Source organism: Streptomyces sp. NPDC058880 (assembly GCF_042742535.1).
GTDB lineage: Bacteria > Actinomycetota > Actinomycetes > Streptomycetales > Streptomycetaceae > Streptomyces.
This window is the reverse complement of sequence record NZ_JBHYMC010000008.1, coordinates 41,133-54,859: the sequence shown is the minus strand read 5'-3', so window position 1 is coordinate 54,859 and position 13,727 is coordinate 41,133. Positions and strand designations below refer to the sequence as shown.

At 73.5% G+C, this 13,727-nt stretch carries 15 protein-coding genes; 7 read left to right on the top strand and 8 right to left on the bottom strand.

What is annotated here, in order from left to right:
• Window positions 1-32: 32 nt before the first annotated feature.
• Both ACFW2G_RS07160 and ACFW2G_RS07155 read left to right on the top strand, forming a co-directional pair.
• Window positions 33-320, top strand: a complete 288-nt coding sequence (locus ACFW2G_RS07160; RefSeq protein ID WP_037925707.1) for a YiaA/YiaB family inner membrane protein — start codon at window positions 33-35, stop codon at window positions 318-320.
• 159 nt (window positions 321-479) lie between these two features.
• Window positions 480-1,118, top strand: a complete 639-nt coding sequence (locus tag ACFW2G_RS07155; RefSeq protein WP_384580521.1) for a TetR/AcrR family transcriptional regulator — start codon at window positions 480-482, stop codon at window positions 1,116-1,118.
• Window positions 1,119-1,183: 65 nt separating this feature from the next.
• On the opposite strand, the gene ACFW2G_RS07150 is transcribed toward ACFW2G_RS07155, so the two are convergent.
• A complete protein-coding gene (locus ACFW2G_RS07150) occupies window positions 1,184-1,645 on the bottom strand; it encodes a MaoC family dehydratase (protein WP_384446961.1) in 462 nt (153 codons plus the stop codon).
• Between the two features lie 104 nt (window positions 1,646-1,749).
• Between ACFW2G_RS07150 and soxR the strand changes: the two genes are divergently transcribed.
• Window positions 1,750-2,193 (top strand): redox-sensitive transcriptional activator SoxR, encoded by a 444-nt coding sequence (gene soxR / locus ACFW2G_RS07145; RefSeq protein WP_037925711.1) that lies wholly within the window; start codon window positions 1,750-1,752, stop codon window positions 2,191-2,193.
• A gap of 25 nt (window positions 2,194-2,218) precedes the next feature.
• On the opposite strand, the gene ACFW2G_RS07140 is transcribed toward soxR, so the two are convergent.
• From ACFW2G_RS07140 to ACFW2G_RS07125, 4 genes are all read right to left on the bottom strand, one after another.
• Window positions 2,219-3,031 carry a 3-keto-5-aminohexanoate cleavage protein gene (locus ACFW2G_RS07140; protein ID WP_384446964.1) on the bottom strand — a complete coding sequence of 271 codons (813 nt, stop codon included), beginning with the start codon at window positions 3,029-3,031 and terminating at the stop codon, window positions 2,219-2,221.
• A 20-nt stretch (window positions 3,032-3,051) separates the two neighbouring features.
• Window positions 3,052-3,633 carry a hypothetical protein gene (locus ACFW2G_RS07135; RefSeq protein ID WP_384446966.1) on the bottom strand — a complete coding sequence of 194 codons (582 nt, stop codon included), beginning with the start codon at window positions 3,631-3,633 and terminating at the stop codon, window positions 3,052-3,054.
• Between the two features lie 95 nt (window positions 3,634-3,728).
• Window positions 3,729-5,042 carry a serine-threonine protein kinase gene (locus ACFW2G_RS07130; protein ID WP_384446968.1) on the bottom strand — a complete coding sequence of 438 codons (1,314 nt, stop codon included), beginning with the start codon at window positions 5,040-5,042 and terminating at the stop codon, window positions 3,729-3,731.
• Between the two features lie 83 nt (window positions 5,043-5,125).
• Complete coding sequence (locus ACFW2G_RS07125) at window positions 5,126-6,406, bottom strand: exo-beta-N-acetylmuramidase NamZ domain-containing protein (protein ID WP_384580519.1); 1,281 nt, start codon at window positions 6,404-6,406, stop codon at window positions 5,126-5,128.
• A 95-nt stretch (window positions 6,407-6,501) separates the two neighbouring features.
• On the opposite strand from ACFW2G_RS07125, the gene ACFW2G_RS07120 reads away from it, so the two are divergent.
• The 3 genes from ACFW2G_RS07120 to ACFW2G_RS07110 all read left to right on the top strand — a co-directional run bounded on the left by ACFW2G_RS07120 (window position 6,502) and on the right by ACFW2G_RS07110 (window position 9,742).
• A complete protein-coding gene (locus ACFW2G_RS07120; protein WP_384446970.1) occupies window positions 6,502-7,266 on the top strand; it encodes an SDR family NAD(P)-dependent oxidoreductase in 765 nt (254 codons plus the stop codon).
• Window positions 7,251-9,068, top strand: a complete 1,818-nt coding sequence (locus ACFW2G_RS07115) for an AMP-binding protein (RefSeq protein WP_384446972.1) — start codon at window positions 7,251-7,253, stop codon at window positions 9,066-9,068. The genes ACFW2G_RS07120 and ACFW2G_RS07115 overlap by 16 nt, the downstream gene beginning before the upstream one ends.
• Window positions 9,069-9,136: 68 nt before the next feature.
• Window positions 9,137-9,742: a TetR/AcrR family transcriptional regulator gene (locus tag ACFW2G_RS07110; protein ID WP_037925716.1), complete on the top strand. Its 606-nt coding sequence runs from the start codon at window positions 9,137-9,139 to the stop codon at window positions 9,740-9,742.
• Here the strand turns inward: ACFW2G_RS07110 and ACFW2G_RS07105 are convergent.
• Complete coding sequence (locus tag ACFW2G_RS07105) at window positions 9,681-10,832, bottom strand: alkene reductase (protein WP_384580517.1); 1,152 nt, start codon at window positions 10,830-10,832, stop codon at window positions 9,681-9,683. The genes ACFW2G_RS07110 and ACFW2G_RS07105 overlap by 62 nt on opposite strands.
• 53 nt (window positions 10,833-10,885) lie before the next feature.
• Here ACFW2G_RS07105 and ACFW2G_RS07100 point away from each other — a divergent pair, with 53 nt between their 5' ends.
• Window positions 10,886-11,257 (top strand): MerR family transcriptional regulator, encoded by a 372-nt coding sequence (locus ACFW2G_RS07100; protein ID WP_037925719.1) that lies wholly within the window; start codon window positions 10,886-10,888, stop codon window positions 11,255-11,257.
• A 134-nt stretch (window positions 11,258-11,391) separates the two neighbouring features.
• Here the strand turns inward: ACFW2G_RS07100 and ACFW2G_RS07095 are convergent, their stop codons facing one another.
• Together ACFW2G_RS07095 and ACFW2G_RS07090 are read right to left on the bottom strand one after the other, a co-directional pair.
• A complete protein-coding gene (locus tag ACFW2G_RS07095) occupies window positions 11,392-12,606 on the bottom strand; it encodes an acyl-CoA dehydrogenase family protein (RefSeq protein WP_037925721.1) in 1,215 nt (404 codons plus the stop codon).
• Window positions 12,607-12,616: 10 nt separating this feature from the next.
• A complete protein-coding gene (locus tag ACFW2G_RS07090) occupies window positions 12,617-13,666 on the bottom strand; it encodes a phosphotransferase family protein (RefSeq protein ID WP_037925723.1) in 1,050 nt (349 codons plus the stop codon).
• Window positions 13,667-13,727: the final 61 nt, after the last annotated feature.

Below are 13,727 nucleotides of genomic sequence, written 5' to 3'. Positions count from 1 at the left end.
TGCTCTCCAGCGGCCGGCCCGATGCTCGACGCATGAACGAGACACCGGTCAAGCAGCAGAGCACGGGGGCGTACTACGGACAGGCCGTCGCCTCCTTCGCCGTCGCCCTCGTGGCCGTGGCCGTGGGGATCTACCGCCTGGAGGCGGACGGCTGGGTCCGCGCCTTCCTCGGGATCGCGGTCCTCTACCTCACCACCTCGGCCTTCACGCTCGCCAAGGTGATCCGCGACCGCCAGGAGGTGACACAGATCGTCAGCCGCGTGGACCAGGCAAGAATGGAGAAGATGATGGCCGAGTACGACCCCTTCGCTCCAAAGTAACCGAAATTACCGAAATTACCGAAATGACCGAAGCGGCCGAGGTGGCCGAGGTGGTCGAGATGGCTGCATGGGCCGGACCGGCGGGCGCGAACGACCTAAGCGCTTGCTCACCTTCCGTGTAGGGTGTTCACTTCCGAACGGTGAAGAGGTGAGTGGGCGATGGACAGCGCGGAGGACATGGCCGACGGCTACCGACCGTGGTCCGAGGTCACCCCGGACGCCGCACGGCGGCTGCTCGTCGCCGCCGTCGCCGCCTTCGCCGAGCGCGGTTACCACGCCACCACCACGCGTGACATCGCGGGCCGCGCCGGCATGAGCCCGGCCGCGCTCTACATCCACTACAAGACCAAAGAGGAACTGCTCCACCGGATCAGCCGCATCGGGCACGACAAGGCGCTGGAGATCCTCACCACCGCCGCCGACGGCCCGGGCTGCGCCGCCGAGCGCCTCGACGCCGCCGTGCGGTCCTTCGTGCGGTGGCACGCCGCGCACCACACCACCGCCCGCGTGGTCCAGTACGAGCTCGACGCCCTGGCTCCCGAGCACCGCTCCGAGATCGTGGCGCTGCGGCGGCAGAGCGACGCCGCCGTGCGCCGCATCCTGGCCGACGGTGTCGCGGCGGGGGAGTTCGCCGTCCCCGACGTGCCGGGCACGACCCTCGCCGTGCTGTCGCTGTGCATCGACGTGGCCCGCTGGTTCAGCACGGAGGGACGCCGGACGCCCGACGAGGTCGGCGCACTCTACGCCGACCTCGTCCTGCGCATGGTCGGCGCGCGGCCGGACCCCCGGGCGCGGTAGACCCGCCGAGCCGTGGACCCGCCAGGGGTGAACCCTGCAAGCGGCAGCCCCGACGGGCGCGGTCCTCAGAAGTAGTAGCGTGACACCGACTCCGCGACGCACACCGGCTTCTCGCCGCCCTCGCGTTCCACGGTCACCGTGGCGGTGACCTGTACGCCGCCGCCGGCCTCGGTGACCTCCGTGATCACGGCGGTGGCGCGCAGCCGTGAGCCGACCGGCACCGTCGCCGGGAAACGCACCTTGTTCGTACCGTAGTTGAGGCCCATCCGCATGCCGTCGACCCGCATCAGCTGGGGAACCAGGCTGGGCAGCAGGGACAGCGTCAGATAGCCGTGCGCGATCGTGGAACCGAAGGGTCCGGTCGCCGCGCGCTCCGGGTCCACGTGGATCCACTGGTGGTCGCCGGTCGCGTCCGCGAAAAGGTCGATCCGCTTCTGGTCCACCTCCAGCCACCCGCTCGGGCCGAGCCGTTCGCCGATCCCGGCGCGCAGCTCGTCGGCGGACGTGAAGACCCTCGGCTCGGCCATGCCTGTTCCTGTCTCTCGCGGACCACTGACGGACGAATAAGCGCTTGCTCAGCATGCTGGGACCGCATGTGTATGTCAACGGACCTCCGACTACCCTCGGCCGGGTGCCGCAGATTCCCGAGAAAATCCACGAACTCACCGTCGGCCAGCTGTCCGCCCGGAGCGGCGCCGCCGTCTCCGCGCTCCGCTTCTACGAGGCCAAGGGGCTGATCAGCAGCCGTCGCACCGCCGGCAACCAGCGCCGCTACACCCGTGACGCGCTGCGCCGGGTGGCCTTCGTCCGTGCGGCCCAGCGGGTGGGCATCCCGCTCGCCAGCATCCGCGAGGCGCTCGCGCAGCTCCCCGAGGAGCGCACCCCCAACCGTGAGGACTGGGCCCGCCTGTCCGAGGCCTGGCGCGCCGAGCTCGACGGAAGGATCGGTCGACTCACCCGCCTGCGCGACCACCTGACGGACTGCATCGGCTGCGGCTGCCTCTCGATGGAGACCTGCGCCCTGTCCAACCCCGACGACGTCTTCGGCGAACGGCTCACCGGCTCGCGGCTCTGAGGTGCCCGCCGCCGGCCCGGCCCCCTCAAGGAGCGTGGTCCGGCGCTGTGAGCCCGGCCTGGTCGGCAGGGTGCCCGCCAGGGGCATGTGGTTGCGAGCAGTGGTTTCTTGGCAGCAACTCCCTGGCCGCCGACACCAGTTCGGCGTTCGACCGGGCCGGCCGCCCGTCCGGCAGGTGGAGGACGTCCCCTACGCCGGTACGTGCAGCCGTACCGCACCGGGCAGCCAGCCGCAGCGCCGGCCACGAGGCGCCGTCCCGGCCGAACAGCAGGAGCGTCTCCGGGGGCAGTCCGCGCAGACCGGCCGGCAGGGCGGGCCCGGTCGCCGGCCCGTCCTGATGCCCCGAGGTGATCTCGGCCACCACCCGGACCCCGCCCCCGCGGCCGCCCGGGCTCCGTGCCAGCCAGGCCCGCAGCCGCTCCAGCGGCTCCGGACCGGCCCGCAGGCCCAGCGGGGCCACCGCGTCCACCCCGACGCCCCGCGCCAGCAGCGCCTCGGCGAGCCCGGCGGCCCCCGGGTCCGCGAAGTGGACCACCGCCCGGTCCGGCAGCACCGTCCAGGCGCCGACCCGCGCCAGCCGCTCCGCCGGATCCGGCTCGGCCGCGATCCCCGCCGGCACCGCCAGCGGTACGCCCACCCCCGCGCCCCGCAGTGCCTCCAGCACCGGCCCGACCACCCGAGGCGAGAGACTCTCCCGCCCGCACGGCGTCCGCGGGTGCACGAGCACCTCGCCCGCCCCGGCGGCGACCGCCCGCACCGCCGACTCCGTCAGATCCTGCGGCGACATGGGCACGGCAGGGCCGTCACCGGCGCAGCGCGAGCCGTTCAGTGCCACCACGGCAGGCCGACCTCCACCCCTCACGCGGCGTCCGTCGCAGGGAGGTCCGCCAGGGCCGGTCTGGGCACCACGATCCCGCAGCCCGCGCACACCGGCCCGTCCCAGGCCAGAGCCCCCTCCCAGGGGCCCACCGGGCGCATCTCGGGCCACCGCAGTTCGGTGTCCCCGCAGACCGGACACGCCGTTCCCGGCTCCGACTCCAGCGCCCGGACCAGCCGCCGCAGCACCTCGCCCAGCGCCCCCTCCGGCCGCACCCCCGGGTCCGCGCAGCGCACCACCGCGTCCCCGCTTCCGCCCCACGCCCACTCCGGCCGGCGCAACCCGTGGTGCTTCTCCCGCCGCCGCCGCTCCGCGAACTGGCGCTCGTACTCCAGCCAGACCGTCCGCGCGTCCTCCAACTCCTCCAGCGCGGCCACCAGCCGCAGCGGATCCGCCCCGCGGTCCTCGGGGGCGATGCCGTGCCGGTCGCACAGGTGCCACCACGTGGCCCGGTGCCCGTAGGGTGCGAACCGCTCCAGACAGCGACGCAGCGAGTGGCGCCGCAGGGCCCGGTCATTGCGCGCGTCGCGCACCTGATAGGCCAGACTCCGGAATCCCGCCATCACACCATCACCTCCGCCGATGTGCCCAACATGCCCGGTCGGCGGTGGGCGCATGCGGGGGCGGACGAGGCGTGCGGGTGGCACATGGCCGGATCTCAGCGCCCCATGCGCCCCGCCGACACCACCACCCGGGCCAGTTCCTCGTGGCAGATGTCGCTGTGCGCCCCCGAGGGCGCGCCGCCGCGCCGAACCACGGAGCCCGCGTCCACGCTGACGCAACCGTCCGCGGGCAGCCCCTCGCGCAGGACGGTGGCGAGGCTCAGCCGGGGCGCTCCCGGCACCGCCCGGACCCCGTCGTGCCCGATCGCGCCCCACCGCTCGTCGAAACCGAGCAGACCGGCCGAATCGCCTGCCATCCGGGACGCTAGCGGATAGAAGACCCGGAGCGCCGAGTCGTGCGGGGAATGGCAGGCGACCACCGGCCCGTCGACCTTGCGGTGGAGGCCGCGCAGGGCTCCGCCGCGCCTTCTGTCGTGCGGCAGCCGATCGGCGAACGCGTAGTGGGAGAAGGCCCCCTGGAGCAGGGTCACGGACCTGACGTACCGGGCCCCGTCCGGCACCGCGCGCAGCGAGAAGGACACCACGCGAGCCCCGAAGCTGTGTCCGACCAGATGGAACCGCAGGGCCGGGCGGGCCGCGGCCAGTTCGGCCAGGACCGGGCCCAGCCCCCGCTCGCCGACCACACCGGCCCTCTTCTTCATCGTGTAGTAGGTGGCCTGTCGCAGCAGTTCCTTGGCGCCGCCCCACAGCCCGCGCAGGCCGCCGCCGATGGTCATGCCCGGCCCGCCGGTGCCGGCGGCCGCGGCGCCGGCCCGGGCCAGGGCCTGCGAGAGGGCCCGGCAGACCTCCAGCACGTCGTCCGCGAAGATCGCCGGTACTGCAGGAGCCGTCACCGCGTGCACCCCGTCGAGGCCGGCCAGCTCCCTGACCAGCGCGCCGAACTCGATGAGCGCCACCGCCGATTCCGGCTGCTCCGCCAGCAGTTCCGCCAACCGGTCCAGCTCCGTGCGCCGTCCGGGCCAGAACTCCCCGAGCGCCTGCCGGGTGAGAGGGTCCAGCGCGCAGCCGTAGGTCGGCTCCGCGAGGGCGCCGGCCGCCTCGAAGTCGGGTATCGGCTCGTCGGAGAACCGCATCGAGGGCCACACGACACCCACGTACCCCAGCCGTACTCCCTGCCCCACCAGGGCGGGGAAGGGTGCGAAGAACCGGTCGTAGAGCCGGGTGGCCGTGGACCGGTCGCTGTTCCAGCCGTGTGCGAAGACCAGAACGTCCGTCGCCTCCATCCGGGACACCGTCCCCTGCGCGGCGCGGTCCACGTCACCCTCGGAGTCGAAGGTCAGCTCCGCGTACGGCCCCACTCCGATCCCGGTTCCCGCTCCGAAGCCGAATCCGCCACCGATGTCCGTCATGACGTCCCCCTTCACGCCGTGCCTCCGGTGCGGTCAGCATCCCGCTGCGGTGCCCGTCCGGCCAGCCCTCCGGCGCGGCCGGTTCAGGAGTAGAGCAGGTACTGCGCGCGCACCGCCTCGAAGCGGGCCAGCCCGGCCGTCCAGTCGCCCGCGACCTCCGCCACCCCGGCGCCCGCGTCCACCAGCCTGCGCACCCGGTCCGAGCCGGTCAGCCGGTCGATCCAGTGGTCCGCGCGCCAGCCGAAACCGCTCCACACCCGGCGGGCGGTCACCAGCAGCCCGATACCGGACCGTACCGGGTCGAAGGCCTCCCGGTCGTGCACGATCAGCCGGACCCCGCCGCACAGCTTCCCCGCGTGCTTGGAGAACGCCGGGGTGAAGTACGCCTCCCGGAACCACACGCCGGGCAGCCCCAGCCCGTTCGCCGCCTCCGCCCACCTCCGGTCGATGCCCTCCGCCCCCAGGACCTCGAAGGGCGTGGTCGTCCCTCGCCCCTCCGAGAGGTTCGTCCCCTCGAACAGGCAGGTGCCGGCGTACGCGAGGGCCGTGTCCGGTGTCGGCATGTTCGGGCTCGGCGGCACCCAGGGCAGTCCGGTCTCCCCGAAGAAGGATCCGCGCCGCCACCCGGACATCGCCACCGTCTTCAGCCGCACCGGTCCGGCGGGGGCCGGACCGGCGGCCAGGAACTCGCCGTTGAAGAGCCGGGCCAGCTCCGCCGCCGTCATCCCGTGGGCGAGGGCGATCGGCTCCCGGCCCACGAAGCTCGCGTACGGCCGCTCCAGCACCGGGCCCGCGGCCCGCAGGCCGCCCACCGGGTTCGGCCGGTCCAGGACCACCACCGTCCGGTCCGCGAGGGCGGCCGCCCGCATGCAGTCGTAGAGGGTCCAGATGTAGGTGTAGAAGCGGGCCCCGACGTCCTGGATGTCGAAGACGACGGTGTCGACCCCGGCCGCCGCGAACACGTCGGCGAGTTGCTGCCCGCTCTTGCCGTACGTGTCGTACACGGGCAGCCCGGTCGCCGGGTCCCGCGAGGCTCCCTCGGAGTTCCCGGCCTGCGCCGTCCCGCGGAAGCCGTGTTCGGGCCCGAACACCGCAACGAGGTCGACCCGGTCGTCCGCGTGCAGCACGTCCACCAGGTGGCGTGCGTCGGGGGTGATCCCGGTCGGGTTCGTGACCACCCCGACCTTCTGCCCGGCCAGGAGGGCGTACCCGCCTGCCGCGAGCCGCTCGAAGCCGGTGCGCACCCGTCCCGCCGCCCGCGGCGCGGCGGACCCGCCGGTCCCCGCCGTGCCCAGGGCGCCCGCAGCACCCGCCGATCCCGCGGCCCCGGCCAGCCCCAGCACCCCGCGTCGCGACAGCGTCATCCGGCCACGCTAGGCACCGAGCCCCTTCCGCCTCGACATACCGACTGGTTAGTCTGCCCGGATCCGCAAACCCGCCGCATGAGAGGTGTGATCCCGTGAGCGCGTACCAGGACCAGCGAGTCGTCGTCACCGGCGCGGGCGGCGGCATCGGCGCCGCGCTCGCCCACCGCTTCGCGGCCGAAGGCGCCACGGTGGTCGTCAACGACCTCGACCCCGCCAAGGCCGCGGCCGTCGCGGGCGCCATCGGCGCCCGGGCGATCCCGGTGCCCGGCGACGCCTCGCAGGTCGCGGCCGAGGCCCGCGAAGCGCTCGGCGGGACGGTCGACGTCTACTGCGCCAACGCCGGACTCGCCGCGGGCGGCGGTGCGGACGCCGACGATGCCGTCTGGGAAGCCGCCTGGAACGTCAACGTGATGGCCCACGTCCGCGCCGCCCGGCTGCTACTGCCCGATTGGCTGGAGCGGGGGAGCGGCCGCTTCGTCTCCACCGTCTCGGCCGCGGGACTGCTCAGCATGATCGGAGCCGCCCCGTACAGTGTCACCAAGCACGGTGCGCTCGCCTTCGCGGAATGGCTCTCGCTGACCTACCGGCACCGCGGTGTCCAGGTCCATGCCGTCTGTCCGCAAGGAGTGCGCACCGACATGCTGACCGCCGCGGGCTCGGCGGGCGAACTCGTCCTCGCGCCGACCGCGATCGAGCCGGAAGCGGTCGCGGACGCGCTGTTCGACGGCATGGAGAAGGGCCGTTTCTTGATCCTCCCGCACCCCGAGGTCGCCGACCACCACGCTGCCCGCGCCACCGACCCGGACCGCTGGCTGAGCCGCATGAACCACCTCCAGCAGACATGGGAGACCAGGTGACCCCCGCCGCCGGCCCGACTCCGATCCCGACCCCCGCCTCCGCCTCCCGGCCCTGGCGCGGACTGCTCTCCCCGGCCCAGCTGGCGCCCGTCGCACCACCGCCCACCGTCCTGCACGCCTTCCGGGAGGCCGTGGCCCGCGCTCCCGAACGCACCGCGCTCGCCTACTTCGACGGCCGGGTCGGCTACGCCGAGGCCGATGCGCTCTCCGACTCGATCGCGGGCCACCTCGCGGCGCGGGGCGTCCGCCGCGGTGACCGGGTCGCGGTCATGCTCCAGAACACCCCGCACTTCGTGCTCGCCGTCCTCGGCGCCTGGAAGGCCGGGGCGGTCGTGGTGCCCCTCAACCCCATGTACAAGGCCGGCGAGGTCGGCCACGCCCTGCACGACTCCGGGGCCGCCGCGCTGGTGTGCGACGACCGTGCCTGGACGGCGTACCTTCGCCGGGCGGTGCGGGGCAGCGCCGTGCGGTGCGTGCTGACCACCTCGGCCCGGGACTTCCAGACCAGGAACGACCCGCGCGTCTTCGGCCCCGCACCGGTCACCGGCACCGCCGCGACCCCGGGCCCCGACCGTCCGCTCCTGCCCGCACAAGCGGTCGCGCCGGACCCGGTGTCCGGTGGTGAGCTGCCCGCCGCTGCGGACACCGCGGATCCCCTCGCGGACGCCGCCGGTCCCGTCGCCGCGGACCTCGCCACCGTGGCCCGTGGCGGCCGGCCCGCTCCGCACGGCCCGGACCTCACCGCCGCGGACACCGCCCTCATCAGCTACACCTCCGGCACCAGCGGCACCCCCAAGGGCGCCATGAACCCGCACGGCGCCCTCACCTACAACGCCGTACGGCAGGTCACCTCCCACCCCGTCGCCGAGGGCGCCGGCTACTTCGCCCTCGCACCCCTCTTCCACATCACCGGCATGGTCTGCGAGCTCGCCGCCTGCTTCGTCAACGCCGGCACCCTCGTCCTGGCCCACCGCTTCGACGCCGGCGCCGTCCTCGACGCCTTCCTGGAACACCGGCCCGCCTACACCGTCGGCCCGGCCACCGCCTTCATGGCCCTCGCCGCCCACCCCGCCGCCACCCCGGACCACTTCGCCTCCTTCCAGGTGGTCTCCTCCGGTGGCGCGCCGCTCCCGCCCGCACTCGTCGAACGCCTCCGCGCCGCCTTCGGGTTCTACCTCCGCAACGGCTACGGCCTCACCGAGTGCACCGCCCCCTGCGCCAGCGTGCCCGTGCACCTCGAAGCGCCGGTCGATCCAGCCTCCGGCACCCTCTCCGTGGGCCTGCCCGGCACCGACACGCTCGTACGGATCCTCGGAGAGCACGGGGACGAGCTGCCCCTCGGCGAGACCGGCGAGATCGCCGTCCGCGGCCCCCAGGTCGTACCCGGCTACTGGGGCCTGCCCGCGGAATCCGCCGAGGCCTTCCCGGACGGCGAACTGCGCACCGGGGACGTCGGCTTCATGGACCCGGACGGCTGGCTCTACGTGGTCGACCGCAAGAAGGACATGATCAACGCGTCCGGCTTCAAGGTCTGGCCCCGCGAGGTCGAGGACGTGCTCTACACCCACCCCGCCGTGCGCGAGGCCGCCGTGGTCGGCGTTCCCGACCCCTACCGCGGGGAGAGCGTCAAGGCCTACGTGAGCCTGCGCCCGGGGGCCTCGACCGAGCCCGACGAGCTGTCCGCGTACTGTGCCGCACGCATCGCCGCGTACAAATACCCGCGCCAGGTCGAGATCCTGCCTGTCCTTCCGAAGACGACCAGTGGCAAGATCCTGCGACGGGAACTGCGCGATCGCGGCTGAAAACAGTCGGACGGTCGTACAGCTGGTCGCAGCGACCAGGCAGGAACGAGAAAAGGAAGGTCAGCAGCATGGCGGCCAGGACCACGGAACCCGCAGGCACCCACGAAGCCCCGGTACCGCAGCGGCTGCTGGCCGTCGCCACCCGGCTGTTCGCCGAGCGCGGCTACGACCGCACCTCCGTCCAGGAGATCGTGGAGGCTGCCGGGGTCACCAAGGGCGCGCTCTACCACTACTTCGGGTCCAAGGACGACCTGCTGCACGAGGTGTACGCGCGGATGCTGCGCCTCCAGCAGCAGCGCCTCGACGCGGTGGCCTCGTCCGACGCCCCCGTCGAGGAAAGGCTGCGGGCCGCGGCAGCCGACGTCGTCGTCACCACCATCGAGAACCTCGACGACGCCATGATCTTCTTCCGGTCGATGCACCAGCTCAGCCCGGAGAAGTTCAAGCAGGTACGGGCGGAGCGCCGGCGCTACCACGAGCGCTTCCGGGCACTCATCGAGGAGGGGCAACGGACCGGCGTGTTCTCCACCGCCACCCCCGCCGACCTGGTGGTGGACTACCACTTCGGCTCCGTGCACCACCTGTCCACCTGGTACCGGGCCGACGGTCCGCTCACACCGCAGCAGGTCGCCGACCACCTCGCTGACCTGCTGCTGAGGGCGCTGCGGCCGTGATCCCCGAGGCGTCCAGCGCGGGATAGTCGGTGTACCCTTCGGCGCCCTGGACGTACATGAAGAACTCCGGCCGGAGCGCGTTGAGCGGAGCACCCCCGCGCAGCCGTTCCACGAGGTCGGGGTTGGCGAGGAAGCCCCGGCCCAGCGCGATCAGGTCGGCGCCCGCGGCCAGCAGCCGCTCGCCCCTGCGCATTCCGGCGTCGGTCGCCACCTCCTCGCGGGTCAGTGCCGGGTTGGCGATCAGCGTGCCCGGCCAGGCGCGACGGATCCCGCCGAAGAGGGGAGCGGCCGGGTCGGCGTACACCTGGTGCAGATAGACCGGGCCGAGCTGCGCCAGTGCCTCGACCAGCGCCGGGTAGAGGGCCTCGGTGTCGCCCTCCTCGATGCCGTTGACGCCGAGTCCCGGCGAGATGCGGACGCCGACCCGGTCCGCCCCGACGGCCCCGATCACCGCCCGCACCACCTCGACGGTGAAGCGGATGCGGCCTTCGGCGGACCCGCCCCACCGGTCGGTGCGCCGGTTGGTGTTCCGTGCGAGGAACTGGTGGAGCAGGTGGCCGTTGGCGGAGTGCACCTCCACCCCGGCGAACCCGGCGTCGACGGCGTTGCGCGCCGCCTGCGCGAAGTCGGCCACGGTGGCCCGGATGTCCTCGTCCGTCATCTCCCGGGGCGTCAGTGCGTCCCGGAGCCCGCCGGGGGTGTGCAGCTGCTCGGGGAAGCGTACGGCCGACGGGGCCAGCGGGACGTGCCCGCTGGTGTCCGGGTGGCCGACCCGGCCGCCGTGCTGGAGCTGGAGGAACATCCGCCCGCCTGCCGTGTGCACCGCGCCGGTGACCCGGCGCCAGCCGGCGATCTGCGCCGGGGTGTGGATGCCGGGGATGTGCGGATAGGTCTGGCCGACGGCGTTCGGTGCGGCGGCCTCGGCGATGATCAGGCCGGCCGAGGCGCGCTGCGCGTAGTACGTGGCCATGAGGGCGCCCGGGACCCCGTCGGCGCCGGCGCGATTGCGCGTCAGCGGGGCCATCACGAGGCGGTTGGGGAGCTCCAGCCCGCCGAGTCGGGCGGGGGCGAAAAGTGTCTTCTGCGTCATGCCGGGTACCGTAAAACCTGACACTGGTGTCAGGTTCAAGGCCTGGGGGGACCGTGCGGATCGGAGAACTGGCGGCGCGCACCGGCGTGGGCGAGCGCTCGCTGCGCTACTACGAGGCACAGGGCCTGCTGGCCGCCGACCGCACGCCCGGCGGGCACCGGGACTTCCCCGAGCGGGCGGTGGACCGGGTCATCCGCATCCAGGAGCTCTACGCGGCCGGCCTCAACAGCACGAAGATCGGGCAGATCCTCCCCTGCATGCGGGACGAGGACGGCGGCCCGTCGGTGCGTGCGACCCCTGCGCTGGTGGCCGAGCTCGCTGCCGAACGGGAGCGGATCGACCGGATGATCGGCGAGCTGATCCGCTCCCGCGACGTGCTGGACGAGGTGATCTCCGCGGCGGCGGGCCGCGTCACGGCCCGCTGAGGCCGGTGCGCGGGCCGCGGCGCGGGCCGGTGCGCACGCCGCGCCCGGCCCGGCCACGATCCGGCCGGCCCGGGGCCCGGGCGGGTGGCGGGCCGGCGCGTGGAGGCCCTGCTGCGCCCGGGGCCGGCCCGAGGCTAGAGGTACCGCTTCAGTTCGCGGCGGGCCAGGGAGCGCTGGTGCACCTCGTCCGGACCGTCGGCCAGGCGCAGGGTGCGGGCCGCGGCCCACAGCTCGGCCAGGGGGAAGTCCTGGCTCACCCCGCCCGCGCCGTGCAGCTGCACCGCGTCGTCCAGGATCCGTACCACCGCCCGCGGGGTCGCGATCTTGATGGCCTGGATCTCGGTGTGGGCGCCCCGGTTCCCGACCGTGTCCATCAGCCAGGCCGTCTTGAGCACCAGCAGCCGCAACTGCTCCACCGCGACCCGCGCGTCGGCGATCCAGTTCTGCACGACGCCCTGCGCGGCCAGCGGTTTGCCGAAGGCCGTCCGCTCCACCGCCCGCCGGCACATCAGCTCGATGGCCCGCTCCGCCATCCCGATCAGCCGCATGCAGTGGTGGATGCGTCCCGGGCCGAGCCGCGCCTGGGCAATGGCGAAGCCGCCGCCCTCCTCCCCGATCAGGTTCGCCGCGGGGATCCGTACCCCGTCGAACACCACTTCGGCGTGGCCGCCGTGGTCGTGGTCCTCGTACCCGTACACCGTCATGGCCCGCCGCACTTCGACCCCCGGGGTGTCCCGGGGGACCAGGACCATCGACTGCTGACGGCGCGGATCGGCGCCGTCCGGGTCGGTCTTGCCCATCACGATGAAGATCTTGCAGTCCGGGTTCATGGCGCCGGAGATGAACCACTTGCGGCCCGTGACCACATACGCGTCACCGTCCCGTTCGATCCGGGTCTCGATGTTCGTCGCGTCCGAGGAGGCCACCTCGGGCTCCGTCATCGCGAAGGCGGAGCGGATCGCGCCTTCCAGCAGGGGCTCCAGCCACTGCTTCTTCTGCTCCTCGCTCCCGAACTGCGCCAGCAGCTCCATGTTCCCGGTGTCGGGGGCCGCGCAGTTGGTCGCAGTGGGCGCCAGGTGCGGGCTGCGGCCGGTGATCTCCGCCAGCGGTGCGTACTGGAGGTTGGTCAGCCCCGCACCGTACTCCGGGTCCGGGAGGAAGAGATTCCACAGGCCCTGGCGGCGCGCCTCGGCCTTCAGCTCACCGAGGACGGCCGGGGTGTCCCAGGGCGAGGCCAACCGTGCGCGCTGCTCGGCGGCGACGGCTTCCGCCGGGTGGACGTACTCCTCCATGAACGCGAGCAGCCGCTCGCGGAGTTCCTCGGTCCGGTCGTCGAATGCGAAATCCATGCGGGGTGCCTCAGCCTTCCTGCAGTTCCTGGAGGGTGGTCAGTCCGTGCTCGATGAAGACCGGAACCAGCTCGCCGATCCGGTCGAAGCCCGCGCCGACGGTCTGCCCGAGCGTGTAGCGGTAGTGGATGCCCTCGAGGATCACCGCGAGCTTGAACCAGGCGAAGGCCGTGTACCAGGCGATGGCCCCGGTGTCCCGCCCGGAGCGCGCGGCGTACCGCTCGACCAGTTCCGCGGGAGCCGGGTGGCCGGGGGCTCCGCTCGTCGTGCTGACGGGGGATCCGGCCAGTCCCAGATCGGAGCTGTACATCACCAGCAGCCCGAGGTCGGTCAGCGGATCGCCGAGCGTGGACATCTCCCAGTCCAGCACCGCCCGGATCGTGTCGGTGCCGGACGGGGTCCCGTCGATCAGCACGTTGTCCAGGCGGTAGTCGCCGTGCACCACGGTCGGGGCGGGGGAGCCGGGCAGCCTGCGGCCCAGCGCGCCGTGCAGCTCGTCGATCCCGGCGAGCTCACGCCCCCGCGAGGCCGCGAGCTGCTTGCCCCAGCGGCGCAGCTGCCGGTCGAGGAAACCCTCCGGCCGGCCGAAGTCGCCCAGGCCCACCGCCTCCGGATCCACCGCGTGCAGGTCGACCAGCGTGTCCACCAGTCCGAGCACCGCCCGCCGGGTCCGCTCCGGGCCGATGGCGGCGAGTTCGCCGGCCGTGCGGTACGGCACCCCGTCCACGTACTCCATGACGTAGAACGGCGCCCCGAGCACCTCCTCGTCCTCGCACAGCAGCACCGGCTCCGGGACCGGCACGGCCGTTCCGTGCAGCGCCGCGATGACCCGGTGCTCGCGGCGCATGTCGTGGGCGGTGGCCAGCACATGGCCGAGCGGCGGCCGGCGCACCACCCAGCGCCCGGTCCCGTCGGTGATCTCGTACGTGAGATTCGACCGGCCTCCCTCGATCAGCCGGCCGCGCAGCGCAGCGGCCGCGAGTCCCGGTCGGACCCGGTCGAGATGACCGCGCAGCCGCTCCAGATCCAGGCCTGGCGGGTCGGCCGGGGCTGAGGTCATGTGCGCACCTCCGTGCGGAGAGTCGGTGGGGACGTGCGGTGGTGCGTCGGCACACCATCGC